This is a genomic window from Mycobacterium sp. M26, assembly GCF_001494595.1.
Classification (GTDB): domain Bacteria; phylum Actinomycetota; class Actinomycetes; order Mycobacteriales; family Mycobacteriaceae; genus Mycobacterium.
Map to the genome: position 1 here is coordinate 2,663,242 of NZ_LN929908.1, position 15,285 is coordinate 2,678,526.

Annotated in this window: 16 protein-coding genes; 8 read left to right on the top strand and 8 right to left on the bottom strand. The window is 69.0% G+C overall.

Going from position 1 to position 15,285, the window contains the following annotated elements:
• Positions 1-2: 2 nt before the first annotated feature.
• Together alaS and BN3385_RS22040 are read right to left on the bottom strand one after the other, a co-directional pair.
• Positions 3-2,705, bottom strand: coding sequence for an alanine--tRNA ligase (gene alaS, locus BN3385_RS22035; protein WP_059020003.1), 2,703 nt, complete (start codon positions 2,703-2,705; stop codon positions 3-5).
• Between the two features lie 77 nt (positions 2,706-2,782).
• Positions 2,783-3,181, bottom strand: coding sequence for a secondary thiamine-phosphate synthase enzyme YjbQ (locus BN3385_RS22040; protein ID WP_197415325.1), 399 nt, complete (start codon positions 3,179-3,181; stop codon positions 2,783-2,785).
• Between the two features lie 126 nt (positions 3,182-3,307).
• On the opposite strand from BN3385_RS22040, the gene BN3385_RS22045 reads away from it, so the two are divergent.
• The gene (locus BN3385_RS22045; protein ID WP_059020007.1) at positions 3,308-3,928 is read left to right on the top strand and encodes an antibiotic biosynthesis monooxygenase; all 621 of its coding nucleotides are present in this window, start codon (positions 3,308-3,310) and stop codon (positions 3,926-3,928) included.
• 56 nt (positions 3,929-3,984) lie between these two features.
• A complete protein-coding gene (locus BN3385_RS22050) occupies positions 3,985-4,641 on the top strand; it encodes a hypothetical protein (protein WP_059020010.1) in 657 nt (218 codons plus the stop codon).
• A 27-nt stretch (positions 4,642-4,668) separates the two neighbouring features.
• On the opposite strand, the gene BN3385_RS22055 is transcribed toward BN3385_RS22050, so the two are convergent.
• Positions 4,669-5,997, bottom strand: a complete 1,329-nt coding sequence (locus tag BN3385_RS22055; RefSeq protein WP_059022301.1) for a replication-associated recombination protein A — start codon at positions 5,995-5,997, stop codon at positions 4,669-4,671.
• 35 nt (positions 5,998-6,032) lie between these two features.
• Here BN3385_RS22055 and BN3385_RS22060 point away from each other — a divergent pair, with 35 nt between their 5' ends.
• Positions 6,033-6,914 (top strand): DMT family transporter, encoded by an 882-nt coding sequence (locus tag BN3385_RS22060; RefSeq protein WP_059022303.1) that lies wholly within the window; start codon positions 6,033-6,035, stop codon positions 6,912-6,914.
• Here the strand turns inward: BN3385_RS22060 and BN3385_RS22065 are convergent.
• On the bottom strand, positions 6,891-7,472 hold the full coding sequence (locus BN3385_RS22065; protein WP_059020012.1) for a TetR/AcrR family transcriptional regulator: 582 nt from the start codon (positions 7,470-7,472) through the stop codon (positions 6,891-6,893). The two genes, BN3385_RS22060 and BN3385_RS22065, sit on opposite strands and share 24 nt — an antisense overlap.
• A gap of 75 nt (positions 7,473-7,547) precedes the next feature.
• Between BN3385_RS22065 and BN3385_RS22070 the strand changes: the two genes are divergently transcribed.
• Positions 7,548-8,360, top strand: a complete 813-nt coding sequence (locus BN3385_RS22070; protein ID WP_059020014.1) for an SDR family NAD(P)-dependent oxidoreductase — start codon at positions 7,548-7,550, stop codon at positions 8,358-8,360.
• A gap of 6 nt (positions 8,361-8,366) precedes the next feature.
• On the opposite strand, the gene BN3385_RS22075 is transcribed toward BN3385_RS22070, so the two are convergent.
• Entirely contained in the window at positions 8,367-9,092 is a 726-nt protein-coding gene (locus BN3385_RS22075; RefSeq protein ID WP_059020015.1) for an IclR family transcriptional regulator, read from the bottom strand.
• A 107-nt stretch (positions 9,093-9,199) separates the two neighbouring features.
• Between BN3385_RS22075 and BN3385_RS22080 the strand changes: the two genes are divergently transcribed.
• From BN3385_RS22080 to BN3385_RS22090, 3 genes are read left to right on the top strand one after another with little or no spacing between them, the layout of a single operon-like run.
• Positions 9,200-10,069, top strand: coding sequence for an LLM class F420-dependent oxidoreductase (locus tag BN3385_RS22080; RefSeq protein ID WP_059020017.1), 870 nt, complete (start codon positions 9,200-9,202; stop codon positions 10,067-10,069).
• Positions 10,066-10,545: a nuclear transport factor 2 family protein gene (locus BN3385_RS22085; RefSeq protein WP_059020019.1), complete on the top strand. Its 480-nt coding sequence runs from the start codon at positions 10,066-10,068 to the stop codon at positions 10,543-10,545. Before BN3385_RS22080 ends, BN3385_RS22085 begins: the two co-directional genes overlap by 4 nt.
• A complete protein-coding gene (locus tag BN3385_RS22090) occupies positions 10,542-11,318 on the top strand; it encodes an SDR family NAD(P)-dependent oxidoreductase (protein WP_059020021.1) in 777 nt (258 codons plus the stop codon). The genes BN3385_RS22085 and BN3385_RS22090 overlap by 4 nt, the downstream gene beginning before the upstream one ends.
• A 25-nt stretch (positions 11,319-11,343) precedes the next feature.
• On the opposite strand, the gene BN3385_RS22095 is transcribed toward BN3385_RS22090, so the two are convergent.
• Positions 11,344-12,183 carry a DUF3097 domain-containing protein gene (locus BN3385_RS22095; RefSeq protein WP_059020023.1) on the bottom strand — a complete coding sequence of 280 codons (840 nt, stop codon included), beginning with the start codon at positions 12,181-12,183 and terminating at the stop codon, positions 11,344-11,346.
• A gap of 321 nt (positions 12,184-12,504) precedes the next feature.
• Between BN3385_RS22095 and BN3385_RS22100 the strand changes: the two genes are divergently transcribed.
• The gene (locus tag BN3385_RS22100; protein WP_059020025.1) at positions 12,505-13,335 is read left to right on the top strand and encodes an LGFP repeat-containing protein; all 831 of its coding nucleotides are present in this window, start codon (positions 12,505-12,507) and stop codon (positions 13,333-13,335) included.
• On the opposite strand, the gene BN3385_RS22105 is transcribed toward BN3385_RS22100, so the two are convergent.
• The gene (locus tag BN3385_RS22105; RefSeq protein ID WP_059022305.1) at positions 13,313-14,353 is read right to left on the bottom strand and encodes a zinc-binding metallopeptidase family protein; all 1,041 of its coding nucleotides are present in this window, start codon (positions 14,351-14,353) and stop codon (positions 13,313-13,315) included. The two genes, BN3385_RS22100 and BN3385_RS22105, sit on opposite strands and share 23 nt — an antisense overlap.
• A complete protein-coding gene (locus BN3385_RS22110; RefSeq protein ID WP_059020027.1) occupies positions 14,346-15,275 on the bottom strand; it encodes a transglutaminase family protein in 930 nt (309 codons plus the stop codon). Before BN3385_RS22110 ends, BN3385_RS22105 begins: the two co-directional genes overlap by 8 nt.
• Positions 15,276-15,285: the final 10 nt, after the last annotated feature.

Below are 15,285 nucleotides of genomic sequence, written 5' to 3' on the forward strand. Positions count from 1 at the left end.
CGCTAGCTCCGGGCGATCTCGGCGCGGACCGCAGCCAGCGCCGCGTCGATCCCGGCGGCATCCTTGCCGGAACCCTGGGCCAGGTCGGGCTTCCCGCCGCCGCGCCCGTCGACCGCCGTGGCGATCGCCTTGATCAGATCGTTGGCCCGCAGTCCGGCGTCCTGGGCAGCCGGGTTGGCGGCCACCACGAACGGCACGGTGCCCTCGTATCCTTCGGAGATCAGGGCCACCACGGCCGGGTCCGACCCGATCTTGCCCTTGATGTCGCCGACCAGGGAGCGCAGATCGTTGGCGGTCATCCCCGCCGACATGCGCTGCGCCACGAGACGGACCTTACCCACCTGCTCGGCGCCGGCGGCGGCATTCGCCGCGGCCGCACGAGCCGTTGCCAGCCGGGCCCGGTCGAGTTCCTTCTCGGCGGCCTTGAGCCGTTCGACCAGGGTGGCCACCCGGGCGGGCACCTCCTCGGACGGCACCTTCAGGGTCGAGGCCAGCCCCGCCATCAGGGCGCGTTCCTTGGCCAGGTGCCGGAACGAATCCAGTCCGACGTAGGCCTCGACGCGGCGCACCCCGGAGCCGACCGAGGACTCACCGAGAATCGTGATCGGGCCGATCTGGGCCGAGTTGTGCACGTGGGTGCCGCCGCACAGTTCCAGCGAGAAGGGGCCGCCGATCTCGACCACCCGCACCTCGTCGGGGTACTGCTCACCGAACATCGCCATCGCGCCCATGGCCTTGGCTTTCTCCAGAGCGGTGGTGAAGGTGTTGACCGGGAAATCGGCCTGCACGGCCTCGTTGGCCACTTCCTCCACCTGGTTGCGCTGCTCTTCACTCAGCGCACCCTGGGCGTTGAAGTCGAACCGCAGATATCCGGGACGGTTCAGCGAACCGGCCTGAACGGCGTTGGGGCCCAATACCTGTCGCAGTGCAGCGTGCACCATGTGGGTACCGGAATGCCCCTGGGTGGCACCGCGGCGCCACTGCGGGTCGACGGCGGCCACCACGGTGTCACCCTCGACGAACTCGCCGGACTCGACGGTGACCCGGTGCACCCACAGCGTCTTGGCGATCTTCTGCACGTCGGTGACCGCAGCTTTGGCGGACTCACTGCCCCCGGTGCCCGAAATCGTTCCGGCGTCGGCAATCTGACCACCGGACTCGGCGTACAGCGGGGTCCGATCGAGCACGATCTCGATACGTTCCGGGGCTTCGGAATGCACGCGCGACTCGTGGCTCACAACCGGAACCCGTTTGCCGTCGACGAAGATCCCGAGAATCCTTGCCTGCGAGGTCAATTCGTCGAAGCCGGTGAACTCGGTCGGGCCGGCGTCGACCAGCTCGCGGAAAGCCGACAGGTCGGCGTGGGCGTGCTTGCGGGCGGCGGCATCAGCCTTGGCGCGGCGGCGCTGCTCGGCCATCAACTCGCGGAACCCGAGTTCGTCGACGCTCAGTCCGGCCTCGGCGGCCATCTCCAGGGTCAGCTCGATCGGGAAGCCGTAGGTGTCATGCAGGGTGAACGCGTCCGAGCCGCCCAGCACGGTCTTGCCGGACTTCTTGGTCGCGGCGGCGGCCTCCTCGAACAGCTTGGACCCCGAAGCCAGCGTGCGGTTGAACGCCGTCTCCTCGGCCACCGCGATGCGGTTGATCCGGTCGAAGTCGGTGACCAGCTCCGGATACGACGGCCCCATCGCATCGCGCACGGTGGCCATCAGCTCGGCAATGATCGGGCGCTCGACGCCGAGCAGCTTGGCAGCCCGGATGATGCGGCGCAGCAGCCGGCGCAGCACGTAGCCGCGGCCCTCGTTACCGGGGGTGACGCCGTCGGCGATGATGATCGCCGCGGTGCGAGTGTGGTCGGCGATCACCCGGTAGCGGACGTCATCGTCGTGACTGCCGGCGCCATAGCCGCGCGGGGCGTACTCCGCCACCTTGTCGATCACCGGGCGCAGCAGGTCGGTCTCGTAGACGTTGTCGACGTCCTGCAGCAGGCAGGCGATGCGCTCCACACCCATACCGGTGTCGATGTTCTTGCGCGGCAGCGGCCCGAGGATCTCGAAGTCCTCCTTGGAGGTGCCCTCGCCGCGCTCGTTCTGCATGAACACGAGGTTCCAGATCTCGATGTAGCGGTCCTCGTTGGCCTCCGGCCCGCCTTCGATGCCGTACTCGGGACCGCGGTCGAAGTAGATCTCTGAACACGGTCCGCATGGGCCGGGGATGCCCATCGACCAGTAGTTGTCGGCCATCCCGCGGCGCTGGATGCGCTCAGGCGGCAGCCCGGCGATGTCCTGCCAGAGCTGCTCGGCCTCGTCGTCGTCGTAGAAGACCGTGGCCCACAGCCGCTCCGGGTCGAACCCGTAGCCGCCCTCCTCGACGGGATTGGTCAGCAGCGTCCAGGCCAGTTCGATGGCCCGCGCCTTGAAATAGTCCCCGAAGGAGAAGTTGCCCGCCATCTGGAAGAAGGTGTTGTGGCGGGTGGTGATGCCGACTTCGTCGATGTCAGGGGTGCGGATGCACTTCTGGATGCTGGTGGCCGTCGAGTACGGCGGGGTGCGCTGGCCCAGGAAGTAGGGCACGAACTGCACCATGCCGGCGTTGACGAACAACAGGTTCGGATCGTCGAGGATCACCGAGGCGCTGGGCACCTCGGTGTGTCCTGCGTTCACGAAGTGATCCAGGAACCGCTTCCTGATCTCATGTGTCTGCACTGGGTAGCTGTCCTTGCGTTTTGGGGTTGCGGCTCGACTGTCGCTTCGACCGCACTACATTACCGGGCCGGTCCGGTTCAGCCGCCGAGGAAGCTCAGCCGCACCGACCGGTGAGGGTTGTCCCGGTTGAGGTCCACCAGCACGATGCTTTGCCAGGTGCCCAGCAGTGGGCTGCCGTCGGCCACCGGGACGGTGATCGACGGCGCCACGATCCCCGGCAACACATGGTCGGCGCCGTGGCCCGGCGAGCCGTGCGCATGGCGGTACCGGTCATCGCGCGGCAGCAACCGTTCCAGGGTGTCGAGGAAGTCGTGGTCGGATCCCGCACCGGTCTCGATGATCGCGACACCGGCGGTGGCGTGCGGGACGAAGACGTTGCACAACCCACTGGCCTTGGGCCCGCGGGCACGGCAGAACGACCGCACCTCATCGGTGAGGTCCACGATCCGCCGCCGCGCGGTGTCGACGTCGAGCACATCGGTGTCCACTACTCCAGCCTAGGCGACCCCGGGCAGAGCATTGCCAGGTCAACCGCTGTGGAGGAAGGTGGAAGCAGCCGGTGGCGCCACCGGGGCGCTGCCCCGTCTTCGAGGAGGTGGGCCGTGCTCGCACGCTCTACCACGTTTGACGCCCGCCCTGAGTCGATCGACGCCGGAGTCGCCTACTTCCGCGACGAGGTGATGCCTGCGCTGCAGAGCATGGCGGGCTGTGTCGGGGTCTCGCTGCTGACCGACCGCGAGTCCGGGCGCTGCATCGCGACCAGTGCCTGGGAGTCCGCCGAGGCGATGGGTGCCAGCGCCGAGGAGGTCCGGCGGGTGCGCGACCGGGCGGCCGAGGCGTTTCAGGGCGCCACGACGGTGGACGAATGGCAGATCGCGGCGGTGCACCGCGATCACCGGTCCGCCGACGTCGCCTGGGTGCGGGCGACCTGGCTCACGGTGCGGCCCGATCAGTTCGACCGGGCGCTCGAGTTCTACAAGGCGTCGGTGCTTCCCGAGATCGAACGGCTCGACGGCTTCTGTAGCAGCAGCCTGATGAGCGACCGGGCCTCCGGGCGGGCGGTGGTGTCCACCACCTACGACAGCCGCGAGGCCATGGAGCGGACGCGAGAGCAGGCCCGCTCGCTGCGGACCGCACTGTTGCGCGACCTCGGTGCCGATCAGCAGGACGTCGGCGAGTTCGAGCTGACGGTGGCGCACCTGCGGGTCCCCGAAATGGCCTGACGGCGCGGGACTTAAGGCTCTGCCGCACCGGCCGGGCCACGCCTAGGTTGGCGGTTATGGGCAGGCAGAGACCGCTGCTGGCCGCGGCCATGGCGATTGCCGGCGGGGTGGGGTTCTACCGCTGGCTGGTGCGGCCGTGGATGAACACCTGGGGCGCGAGCGCCGAGGAAGCCGCTGCGGTGTTGCCCGGTGACGACCTCGTCGAACCAGGAGCGCCGCGGACCACCCGGGCGATCACCATCGACGCGCCGGTGGGGGCGGTGTGGCCGTGGCTGGCACAGATCGGCGAGGACAAGGGCGGGTTCTACAGCTACGACGTCCTGGAGCGGCTGGTCGGCTCCCGGATCCGCAACGCCGACGTCGTCCATCCGGAATGGCAGGACCTGCATGTTGGTGACACGGTGTGGCTGGCCCGCCGCTACGGACCCGGCGCCAGCCAGGAAGTAGTCGCGATGGAGCCGCCATCCCATGTTGTGCTGATGTCGCCCGCCGACGCCGAACGGGTGCGACGCGGAGAGAAGGCGTTCGGGTCGTGGGCGTTCTACCTGCGCCCGCACGGTGAGCGCACCCGGCTGATCGCCCGCGGCACCGGCGGATCGGCCGGCATCATCAGCTACGACGTCGCGCATTTCGTGATGGAGCGCGGGATGCTGCGCGGTATCCGCGAGCGGGCCGGCCATCCCCTGGGACCACGAGCAGACGCACACCCCTAACGCCCGAAACGTGCGCTTGCGCGTCGGCTATCCGCGCCGGCGACGCAGGATCGCCCGCAACTTGTCCAGCCGCCCGGAGATCTCGCGCTCGACGCCATGGCCGGTCGGTTTGTAGTAGTCGACGCCGACCAGTTCGTCGGGCGGATACTGTTGCGGCACAATGCCATCCGGGTCATCGTGCGGATAGCGGTAGCCCTGGGCGTTGCCCAGTTTCGCCGCGCCCGCGTAGTGCCCGTCGCGCAGGTGCGCCGGCACCATCCCGGCCTTACCGGCGCGGATGTCGCTCATCGCCGCGCCCAGCGCCGTCGTCACCGCATTCGACTTCGGCGCGGTGGCCAGGTGAACGGTGGCATGCGCGAGCGTCAGCTGCGCCTCGGGCATACCGATGAGCTGCACGGTCTGGGCGGCTGCCACCGCGGTCTGCAGCGCCGACGGGTCGGCCATCCCGATGTCCTCGCTGGCCAGGATCATCAGCCGGCGCGCCACGAACCGCGGGTCCTCCCCCGCCACCAGCATCCGGGCCAGGTAGTGCAGTGCGGCGTCCACATCGGAGCCGCGGATCGACTTGATGAAGGCGCTGATGACGTCGTAGTGCTGATCGCCGTCGCGGTCGTAACGCACCGCCGCCTTGTCCAGCGACTGCTCGACGACCTCGACGGTGACACGCTCGCCGGCCTCGGCGGCCACCTCCAGCGCAGTCAGCGCGCGGCGGGCGTCACCGGCGGACAGTTGCACCACCAGGTCCACCGCGTCGCCGTCGACGGCGACCCGGCCGCCCAGCCCGCGCGGATCCTCGATGGCCCGGGTGATCACGGTGCGGACGGCGTCGGCGGTCAGCGGCTGCAGTTGCAGGATCAGCGAGCGCGACAGCAGCGGGGCGACCACCGAGAACGACGGGTTCTCGGTGGTGGCCGCCACCAGCAGCACGATCCGGTTCTCCACCGCGGCCAGCAGGGCGTCCTGCTGGGTCTTGGAGAACCGGTGCACCTCGTCGATGAACAACACGGTCTGCTCGCCGTAGGCCGCGGCGCGACGGGCGTTGTCGATGACGGCCCGGACCTCTTTGACACCGGCGGTGAGCGCCGAGAGCGCCTCGAATCGCCGACCGGTGGCCTGGCTGACCAGGGAGGCCAGCGTCGTCTTCCCGGTCCCCGGCGGTCCGTAGAGGATCACCGACGCCGCGCCGGACCCTTCGACCAGCCGTCGCAGCGGTGAGCCTTGGCGCAGCAGGTTGTCCTGCCCGACGACCTCGTCCAGCGACGATGGCCGCATCCGCACGGCCAGCGGAGCCGAGGCAGGCACGTCGAGACCCGGCCGGTCGTCGTCCCCGGGCACATCGAACAGGCTGTCGGCCACGACCACAGGCTTACCACGTTCGTAATGTGGTCGTCGTGAGCGCACGCGGCTGGGTCCTGTTCGCGGCCATGAGCGTCATCTGGGGTGTCCCCTACCTGATGATCAAGGTGGCCGTCGGTGAGGTCTCCGTCCCGTTCCTGGTCTTCGTGCGATCCGCGGTCGGGGCGGCGCTACTCCTGCCGCTGGCGCTGGCCCCGGCCACCCGTGCCCTGCTGCGCAGGCACTGGAAAGCGGTGGCCGCCTTCGCGTTCTTCGAGATGATCGCCGCGTGGCTGATGCTCTCCGATGCCGAACGGCACCTGACCAGTTCGCTGACCGGTCTGCTGATCGCCGCCGCGCCGATCATCGCCGCGGTGCTTGACCGGCTCACCGGCGGCGAGCGTCTCGGGCCGTGGCGGGTCGCCGGCCTCGGGGTCGGGCTGGCCGGTGTGGCGGTGCTGGCCGGCCCGGGTCTCACCGGAGGTGGCGCCTGGCCGGTCACCGAGGTGCTGCTCACCGCGACCTGCTATGCCATCGCCCCGCTGATCGCCGCGCGCTATCTGGCCGACGTGCCCGGTCCGGCGCTGACCTCGGCGTGCCTGGGGCTGGCGGCACTGGTGTATCTGGTCCCCGCAGCACTGACCTGGCCGACGCACGCGCTGCGCGCCCAGACGTACTGGGCGATCGCCGGGCTGGCCGGTATCTGCACCGCGCTGGCGTTCGTGGTGTTCTTCGCCCTGATCCGGGAGGTCGGTGCGGCACGATCGCTGATCGTCACCTACGTCAACCCGGCGGTGGCGCTGCTGGCCGGCGTGCTGGTGCTGCGGGAGCCGCTGACGTGGTGGAACATCGCCGGGCTGGCACTGATCCTGAGCGGATCGGTACTGGCGACCCGGGCGGGGACGGCGCGGGTGTCAGAACACGCCGGCAACCAGTAGCCGGCAGGCCAGGTCGACGTCAGCCAGGGCGTCCTCGGGGCTGAGCGCCCCGCCCACTGCCCAGGTCAGGATTCCCGTGGTGGCCTGCTGCACCAGACGCAGGCGGCGGCTCTGTTCCTCGGTGGGGTCATCGATGCCCGCCACCGCAAGAATGCGCAACGCCAGCGTCGGATCCTCAGGCTCCCGGGTCTGCGCCCGGACCACCTGGGTCGAGGTGATCATCGCGTGGGCTAAATGCTTGTAGCGCAACACATTCCGGCACGCTTCGACCATGACCGCGACGATATCGTCGATCCGGTCACCGGTCGGTGGCGGCGGCCGGTAGCGCGCCACCTGGTCGGTGAGCACGGCCGCGAACACATGGTGTTTGGACGGGTAGTACCGGTAGAGCGTGCGCAACGCCACACCGGCGTCGGCGGCGATCTCCTGGGCCTGGATCCGGTCGAGCTCCTTGGCCGCGCCCAATCTGGCCGCCGCGCGCAGGATTGCACCACGGCGATTCTCCTGGTCATCGGTCGCGGGCAGGGCCGGCGCCCTGGGCTCTCCGATCCGTGGCACGCCCCAAGTATCGGGTATCACCCCTGTTGGGGCGCGGCGGTACCGATCAGCGAGACCGTCTCGATGTGCTAACTGATGACCAGACAAGATCGACTCGTGGCGTATGAGAAGTACGGTCCGTGGGCGGTGGTGGCAGGCGGTTCGGAGGGCGTGGGTGCGGAATTCGCTCGGCTGCTTGCCAGTTCGGGCATCAACCTGGTGCTGGTGGCCCGCAAGCCCGAACCGCTGGCGGACACCGCCGCCGAGTGCCGCGAGCTTGGCGTCGAAGTACGCACGCTTGCAACCGATCTCACGTCCACCGCTGCGGTCGAAGCATTGACGGAACTGACCGCTGATCTGGAAGTCGGCCTGCTGATCTACAACGCCGGCGCCAACACCTGCAGCGCAGAGTTTCTCGACGCCGACCTCGCGGACTTCCAGCGGGTGATCGATCTGAACATCACCACGATGATGGCGCTCACCCAGCACTACGGGCGGGCGATGCGGGAGCGGCGGCGCGGCGGAATTCTTCTGGTCGGCTCGATGGCCGGCTATATGGGATCAGTGCGCCACACGGTCTACGGGGGTGTGAAGGCCTACGGGCGGATCTTCGCCGAGGGGCTGTGGCTGGAATTGCGCGATCACGACGTCGACGTGCTCGAACTGGTGCTCGGTGTCACCCGGACGCCCGCGATGGAGCGGGTGGGCCTCAACTTCGACGTGCCGGGAATGCGGGTGGCGCAGCCCGCCGACGTGGCCCGGGAGGGACTGGAACAGCTGGGCAATGGGCCGGTCTATGTGGCCGGCGGCAATGCCGAGGATGTGGCGCGGCGCAACGACCCGGACCGCGCCAAGGTAGTGGCCGGGGCACACCGCATGATGGCCAAACTGATGGGTCTGGCCACCTAGAAGCGGCTAGTTCGACGAGCTGCTGAGCGCTCGGGAGATGCTGGCTGCCGCGGCAGCCACGAGCGGTTGACATCGCTGCGCCAGCACCCGGTCCGGGGTGACGATCCCGATCGCCGCGCGGCAGCCCACGGTTGCGGCCACCGACATCATGCTCTCGACGTAGTCGCCGCGGCGGGTGGTGACCCGCCGGCGCACATTGTGCAGTTCACCCCACCAGGCCGGGTCGGGCTGCCAGTTGCCGACGTAGCTCAGCTCGGCGATGACGTCTTCGGGCGAGAGTCCGGCCAGTGCGGCGACACCGAGAGCGACCCGGTGCGCGGGAATCCGACTGCCGACCGAGGTCGGGACCTGCCGTGCGGAGGCGCCGCCGAGTTTGTCCAGGTGCACGATGCAGCCGCGGTCGAGCAGACCCAGGTGGACCACCGCACCGGTGCGGACCTGCAGATCGTGCAGTACCGGGGCGGCCGCCGAGCGCAGCCGCACGTCGATACCTTCCCCGGCACTACGCCCCGAGGTCCGCGCACCCAGCCGGTAGCCGCGCCCGCAATGGGTCAGCCAGCGCAGCCGAACCAGCTGGTCAAGGATCCGATGGGTGGTGGATCGCGGGAGGTTGGCCCGGGCGGCGATCTGATCGAGGGTCAGTGACACCGACCCGTCGTCAAAGGCGTCGATGATGGCCGTGAACCGGTCCAGCATCGATGCTGGAGCGGTATCGGTCAGTGCCGCCGTCATCCACACTCCTGTCCGCTCTACGAGAATTCGTTCTACCTCACCGTAGCGGTCCCGATCACCGGGACGCAAGCATTTGCTTGGTGTGGCGGCCGATAGAACAGCATGTTGTGCGGATCGGACTGTCGACGCCGATGGTGATGCAGTTGCCCGGCGTGTCCTCCGCCTGGGAGCAGGACGCCCCGATCGCCGATCTCGCCCGGATTGCACAGTGCGCCGACGCCCTGGGCTTCGACCACCTGACCTGTGCCGAGCATGTCGCCGTTCCGGTGGACGCCGCCGGTCAGCGCGGGCTGGTGTACTGGGATCCGTTGTCCACCTTCGGTTTTCTGGCCGCGCATACGACCTCGATCAGGTTGGCGACCTCGGTGGTGGTGCTGGGCTATCACCATCCACTGGAGATCGCCAAGAGATTCGGCACCCTGGACCGGATCAGCGAAGGCCGCCTGGTGCTCGGCGTGGGGGTCGGTTCGCTGGCCGAGGAATTCGACCTGCTCGGGGCCACCTTCGACGGGCGGGGCGAGATCGCCGATGACGCGATCGGCGCCCTGCGCGCCGCCCTGTCGCAACGCAGGCCGTCCTACCAGGGCACCCACTACCGGTTTGACGGGTTCGCCGTCGAGCCGTGCGCGGTCCAGCCGCACGTCCCGATATGGGTGGGCGGGCGCACGCTGCGCTCGCTGCGCCGCGCCGTCACCCTGGCCGACGGGTGGATGCCGTTCGGCCTGAGCACCACCGAGCTCACCACCATGCTGGGCCGGGTCGAGACCCCGACCGGCTTCGAGGTGGTGCTGCCCACCGGACACGCCATCGACCCAACCGGCGATCCGGAGCGAACCACCCAGCGGCTCAACGCATTACGAGATGCGGGTGCAACCTCGGTGACCTGCTCGGTCACCGCACAGTCCGCCGAGCACTACTGCGAACAGCTGACCGCGCTATACGAGCTGGCCGGCACCCTGGAGAAAGGCAGCTCATGAGCGAAGACCGACTGGCCGCCCTCGAACGCCGCCTGGCGGCGCTGGAGGACGAACGCGCCATCGCCCGGCTCCTCGCCTCCTACGGTCCGCTGGTGGACGCCGGCGAAGCCGACGTTGTCGCCGATCTGTGGACCGCCGAGGGCACCTACGACGTAGGCGACTGGACGATGTCCGGGCACGACGAACTGGTGGCGATGGTCAACTCCGATGCCCACCGCGGTCTCATGGCCCGCGGCGCCTGCCACTTCTTCGGCCCGCCGGTGGTCACCGTCGACGGCGACGACGCCACCGCGACCTGCCACTCGATCATCCTGCTGCGCCGCGAGTCCGGCGGCTATCACGTCTGGCGTGCCGGGGTGCACCTGCTGACCCTGCGCCGCACCGCCGAAGGCTGGCGGATCGTCACCCGGGTGGCCCGCCAGCTGGACGGCAGCGACGCGGCCTTCGACCTCGTCGCCCAGGGAATCCCGAGGTGACCGGGCAGCTGGCCGGCAAGGTCGCCCTGGTCACCGGCGGCGGGGCCGGGATCGGCGCCGGGATCGCCAGGCGGTTCGCCGACGAAGGCGCCTCGGTGGTGGTGGCCGAATTCGACGCCGACACCGGCGCGGCCGTCGCCGACGAGATCGGCGGGCTGTTCGTCGCTACCGACGTCACCGACCGGGAACAGGTCGAGAATGCCGTCGCCACAACCCTCTCCGCGTACGGATCACTGGACATTCTGGTCAACAACGCCTGGGGCGGGGGTGGGATCGGCCGGGTGGAGAACAAGACCGACGAAGACCTCGCGCACGGCGTCGCGATGGGCTACTACGGCCCGTTCTGGGCGATGCGCGCCGCTTTCGGCCCCATGAAGGACCGCGGCTGGGGCCGGGTGATCAACATGTGCAGCCTCAACGGGGTCAACGCCCACATCGGCTCACTGGAGTACAACGCCGCCAAGGAAGCCCTGCGCGCGCTGACCCGCACAGCCGCCCGCGAGTGGGCGCCCACCGGCATCACCGTCAATGCCATCTGTCCGGCCGCCAAGAGTTCGGCCTTCCTGGCGGTCGTGGCCGAGCATCCCGAGATCGGGTCGATGGCTGATGCGGCCAACCCGATGGGCCGGATGGGTGACCCCTACGACGACATCGCCCCGGTGGCGGTGTTCCTGGCCGGCGAGGGCAGCCGGTATCTGACGGGCAACACGCTGTTCGTCGACGGTGGCAGCCACATCAACGGCGTGGCCTGGGCGCCGGACCTGGGACCCTAACCCGCACAACCAGATTCGAGTGTTCTCAGGCTGGTTGGGTGACGAAGTCGATGAGTTCCTCGACGCGCCCGATCAGCTCGGGCTCCAGATCCGTCCAGTCGCGCACCGAGGACCGGATGCGTTGCCACGCCCGGGCGATGTCGGCCTGGTCGCGGTGCGGCCAGCCCAACGCGTCGCAGATCCCGTGCTTCCATTCGACGCTGCGGGGCACCACCGGCCACTGCGCCAGCCCGAGGCGAGCGGGTTTGACGGCCTGCCAGATGTCGACGTACGGATGACCGACGACCAGGGTGTGCTCACCGCCGGGGCCGCGCCGCACCGCCTCGGCGATGCGGGCTTCCTTGGATCCGGTCACCAGGTGGTCGACCAGCACCCCCAGCCGGCGCCCCGGCCCGGGACGAAACGACGCGACGATGTCGGCCAGGTCGTCGACACCGCCGAGGTACTCGACCACCACACCCTCGACGCGCAGATCCTCACCCCACACCTGCTCCACCAGTTCGGCGTCGTGCCGGCCCTCCACGTAGATGCGACTGGCCAACGCCACCTTGGCGCGCGCGTCGGCCACCTTCACCGACCCCGACTTCGTTCGCTGGCTGGCGGTCGGCGCCGTCTGGCGCGGGGCCGTCAGGATCACCGGCTTACCCTCGAACAGGAACCCGGGTCCCAGCGGGAACACCCGGCGCTTGCCGCGGCGGTCCTCAAGTTCGACGCGACCGCCCTCGATCCCGACCACCGCCCCCACATACCCGGACTGCGGATCCTCCACCACCATGCCTAGCTCGGCGGCCTGCTCGGTCGAGCGGGCCCGACGCGACTGGTGCGGGTCGTTGCTGAGCACATCGGTGCCATAGCGATCTGCCACCCGGCGATCCTAGGGACCTACCGGCCGATTGCCGTCATACCGGCGCGGCGCGTCGCCCGCCTGTCGCCGAACCCACACCGCACGATTCTTTGCCGAAACCTTGCGCGGTGAATACCCGTGGCGGTACGGTGCAACCCGGCTCAACGAGTTGCGCTTGGGAGGGCGCCACTCACCGAGTCTGACTGCCGCCCGGGGGATGTCGATTCGAAACCGCGTGTATGCAGGGGTGCGGCAGCCATGCCCACAACTTGACATACGCGCGGTCGCAGCCATGCACCGTGGGACTTCCGCGACATCACGTCGCGGGCAAAGGAAGACCCCATGGCTCACATAGTCAGCCCCCTGGCCGCCGGCGCCGTCCTGGCCGTCGGCGTCATGCTCAGCGCAGCACCGGCCCATGCCAGTCCATCGGCCGACGCCATCGACGACATCGATACGCACTACGAGGCGCTCGGTTCTGTGCAGTCCGACCTCGGCCCACCGGTCAGCGACGTCTACGACGTACCCGGCGGCGCCGAGCGCGACTACCAGGGCGGCGCCATCTACTTCTCACCGGCCACCGGCGCCCGCGCGTTGTACGGACCGATTCAGCAGCGCTACCAGGCACTCGGTGGTCCGGCCGGGCCGCTCGGCTTCCCGGTGAGCGATGAAGCCGACGCCGGCAACGGCGTGGCGCACGTCGCCGACTTCAGCAAGCCCGGCGGAGCGGCCATTTTCTGGAGCCCGCAGTGGGGGGCGGTCGTGCTCGACGGCCCGGTCCTGGCGGCCTACCGCGATTCCGGCGGCGCCATCGGGCCGTTCAGCTACCCCAGTGCCGATACGGCCACCGTCAACGGGGTGCAGACCGGGACGTTCATCGGCCCGCGCGGTACCCGGATCGCCTGGTCGGCTGCCTCCGGAGTCTCGACGGTCCCCGCCTCCCTGGCCGCTTCCCTGCCGTCCGCGAAAGCTCAAGCAGCGCAGGCGGTTCGACGCAGCCAGTGGTGGTGGATTCCGGCGGCACTCGCCGTTGTCGCCGCCATGGGCGCCGCCCTGCGGGTGCTGATGCGCCGGCACTCCGGGACCACCACGCCGGCCCAGCCCGAACCATCAGGCCGCCACCGTGCGCTGTTCACCCACGAAGACGCGTTCAGCGGGCCTGTACCGCGCTGACCACCTCGTCGATCACGGTGTGGATGAAGCGCATCTTCTCCAGCACCGGCACCGGCAGCACGAACGGGTACAGATCCTCTTTGCCCATCGAGCGGTTCACCATGTTCAGCGACCAGGCCAGCGGCAGCCACATCTGGATGATCGTGTCGAAACCGCTGGGGCCCAGCATCTTCCGCTGATAGGTGGCGTTCGCCGGGGCCAGGCCGAACGACGCCGCGGTGTCCATGGTGTCGCGGATGTGCAGGTAGTGCGCGAAGGTCTCCGCCCAGTCCTCGGCCGGGTGCATGGTGGCGTAGGAGGACACATAGTTGCCCTCCCACCCCGGCGGGGGGCCCTGGTTGTAGTGGCGGTCCAAGGCGGCCTGGTAGTCGGCGTCCGGGTCACCGAACAACTCGGTGAACCGTTGCAGATACGTCGGCGACGGTCCGACCAGCCGGTAGAAGTAGTAGTGCCCGACCTCATGGCGGAAGTGGCCCAGCAGGGTGCGGTAGGGCTCGTCCATCTCGATGCGCAACTGCTCGCGGTGCACATCGTCACCCTCGGCCAGGTCCAGGGTGATCACCCCGTTGTCGTGGCCGGTGAACACCTTCTCGGTGGCACTCGAGAGCAGGTCGAAGGCCAGTCCGTACTCCGGGTCCTCGTCGCGTCCCACGATCGGCAGCCCGAGTTCGTGCAATTCGGCGATCAACCGCCGCTTGGCCCGTTCGGCCACCGCGAACGCCGCCATCGCGGGGGCATCGTCGTCGCGCGGCCGGGTCCTGGTCAGCCGGCACGAGGCGCACAGCGCCCGCACCGGTTGTACCTTGACCAGCCAATTACATTCGGCCAGATACAGATTCGCGCACAGCTGGTATTCGGCGGCATCCACCGCCCCGCCATGCTCACTGTTCTCCCCCGAGGCGATCACCAGGAACTGCTCGTCGTCCAGCGAGAACCCCACCGAGCTGCCGCAGGACAGGCATACCGAGTTCTCGAACGCCAGATGCTGACCGCAGTTCGGACAGATGAAGTCACGCATGCAGCACACCTCCCTCGAACGGGGCCACGTCCACCGAGACGTCGATCACGCTGTGATCGGAGTCCGTATAAATGATGCCGCGCAATGGCGGCACATCGGCGTAATCGCGTCCCCAGCCGACGATGATGTAGCGCTCATCGATGAGTTGGTCGTTGGTCGGATCAAGACCGAGCCAGTGGTTCTGCGGAGTCCACACCGCAGCCCAGGCATGCGTGGCGTCGACGCCGAACATCCGTTCCTTTCCCGGCGGCGGATCGGTGGCGAGGTATCCCGACACATAGCTCGCCGCCAAACCGTTGGCGCGCAGGCAGGCGATGGCCAGCCGGGCGAAGTCCTGGCATACCCCTTCCCGCGCTTCCAAAACCTGGCTCACCTGGGTGGACACCGTGGTCGAGCCGGATTTGTAGGTGAAGTCGGAGAATATCCGCGCGTTCAGATCGCGAAGCACCTCGACGAGCGGGCGGCCGGGGGCGAAGCTGGGGGCGGCATAGTCGCGGACCGCGTCGGTGATCTCCGGCGGCCGCAGGTCCAGGGTGAACTCGCAGGCCAGCACGCCGTCGCGGCCCACCGGACGGGCTGACTCCCACGGCGCCATCGCCGAGCCGCCGCCGTACAACTCGGCCGGGGGCGGGTCGACCTCGACGACGGAGTTACTGGTGACGGTCAGCGCGTGGTGGCGCTCGGTGACGTGGAAGTAGGAGCTGATGTTGCCGTAGACGTCGCGGCTGGTGGACCGGTCGGCGGGTTCGGGATCGATCTCGAGTGCATTGGTCAGGCAGCGCTGCCGGGTGGTGTCCCGGGGGGTCAGATGCCCGCGGCCGTACGAGCTGGTGACCACATCGGAGTAGCTGTACTCGGTGCGGTGGGTGATCCGGTAGACCCGGCTGTCGATCACCGGGGTGGGTCCGTCGGGAAAGCTCATCGTCTTGTCC

Coding starts and splice junctions, on each gene's coding strand:
- BN3385_RS22085 (WP_059020019.1), top strand. CDS start 10,066: ATGAGCGAAGACCGACTGGCCGCCCTCGAACGCCGCCTGGCGGCGCTG.
- BN3385_RS22070 (WP_059020014.1), top strand. CDS start 7,548: ATGACCAGACAAGATCGACTCGTGGCGTATGAGAAGTACGGTCCGTGG.
- BN3385_RS22100 (WP_059020025.1), top strand. CDS start 12,505: ATGGCTCACATAGTCAGCCCCCTGGCCGCCGGCGCCGTCCTGGCCGTC.
- BN3385_RS22105 (WP_059022305.1), bottom strand. CDS start 14,353: ATGCGTGACTTCATCTGTCCGAACTGCGGTCAGCATCTGGCGTTCGAG.
- BN3385_RS22110 (WP_059020027.1), bottom strand. CDS start 15,275: ATGAGCTTTCCCGACGGACCCACCCCGGTGATCGACAGCCGGGTCTAC.
- BN3385_RS22075 (WP_059020015.1), bottom strand. CDS start 9,092: ATGACGGCGGCACTGACCGATACCGCTCCAGCATCGATGCTGGACCGG.
- BN3385_RS22050 (WP_059020010.1), top strand. CDS start 3,985: ATGGGCAGGCAGAGACCGCTGCTGGCCGCGGCCATGGCGATTGCCGGC.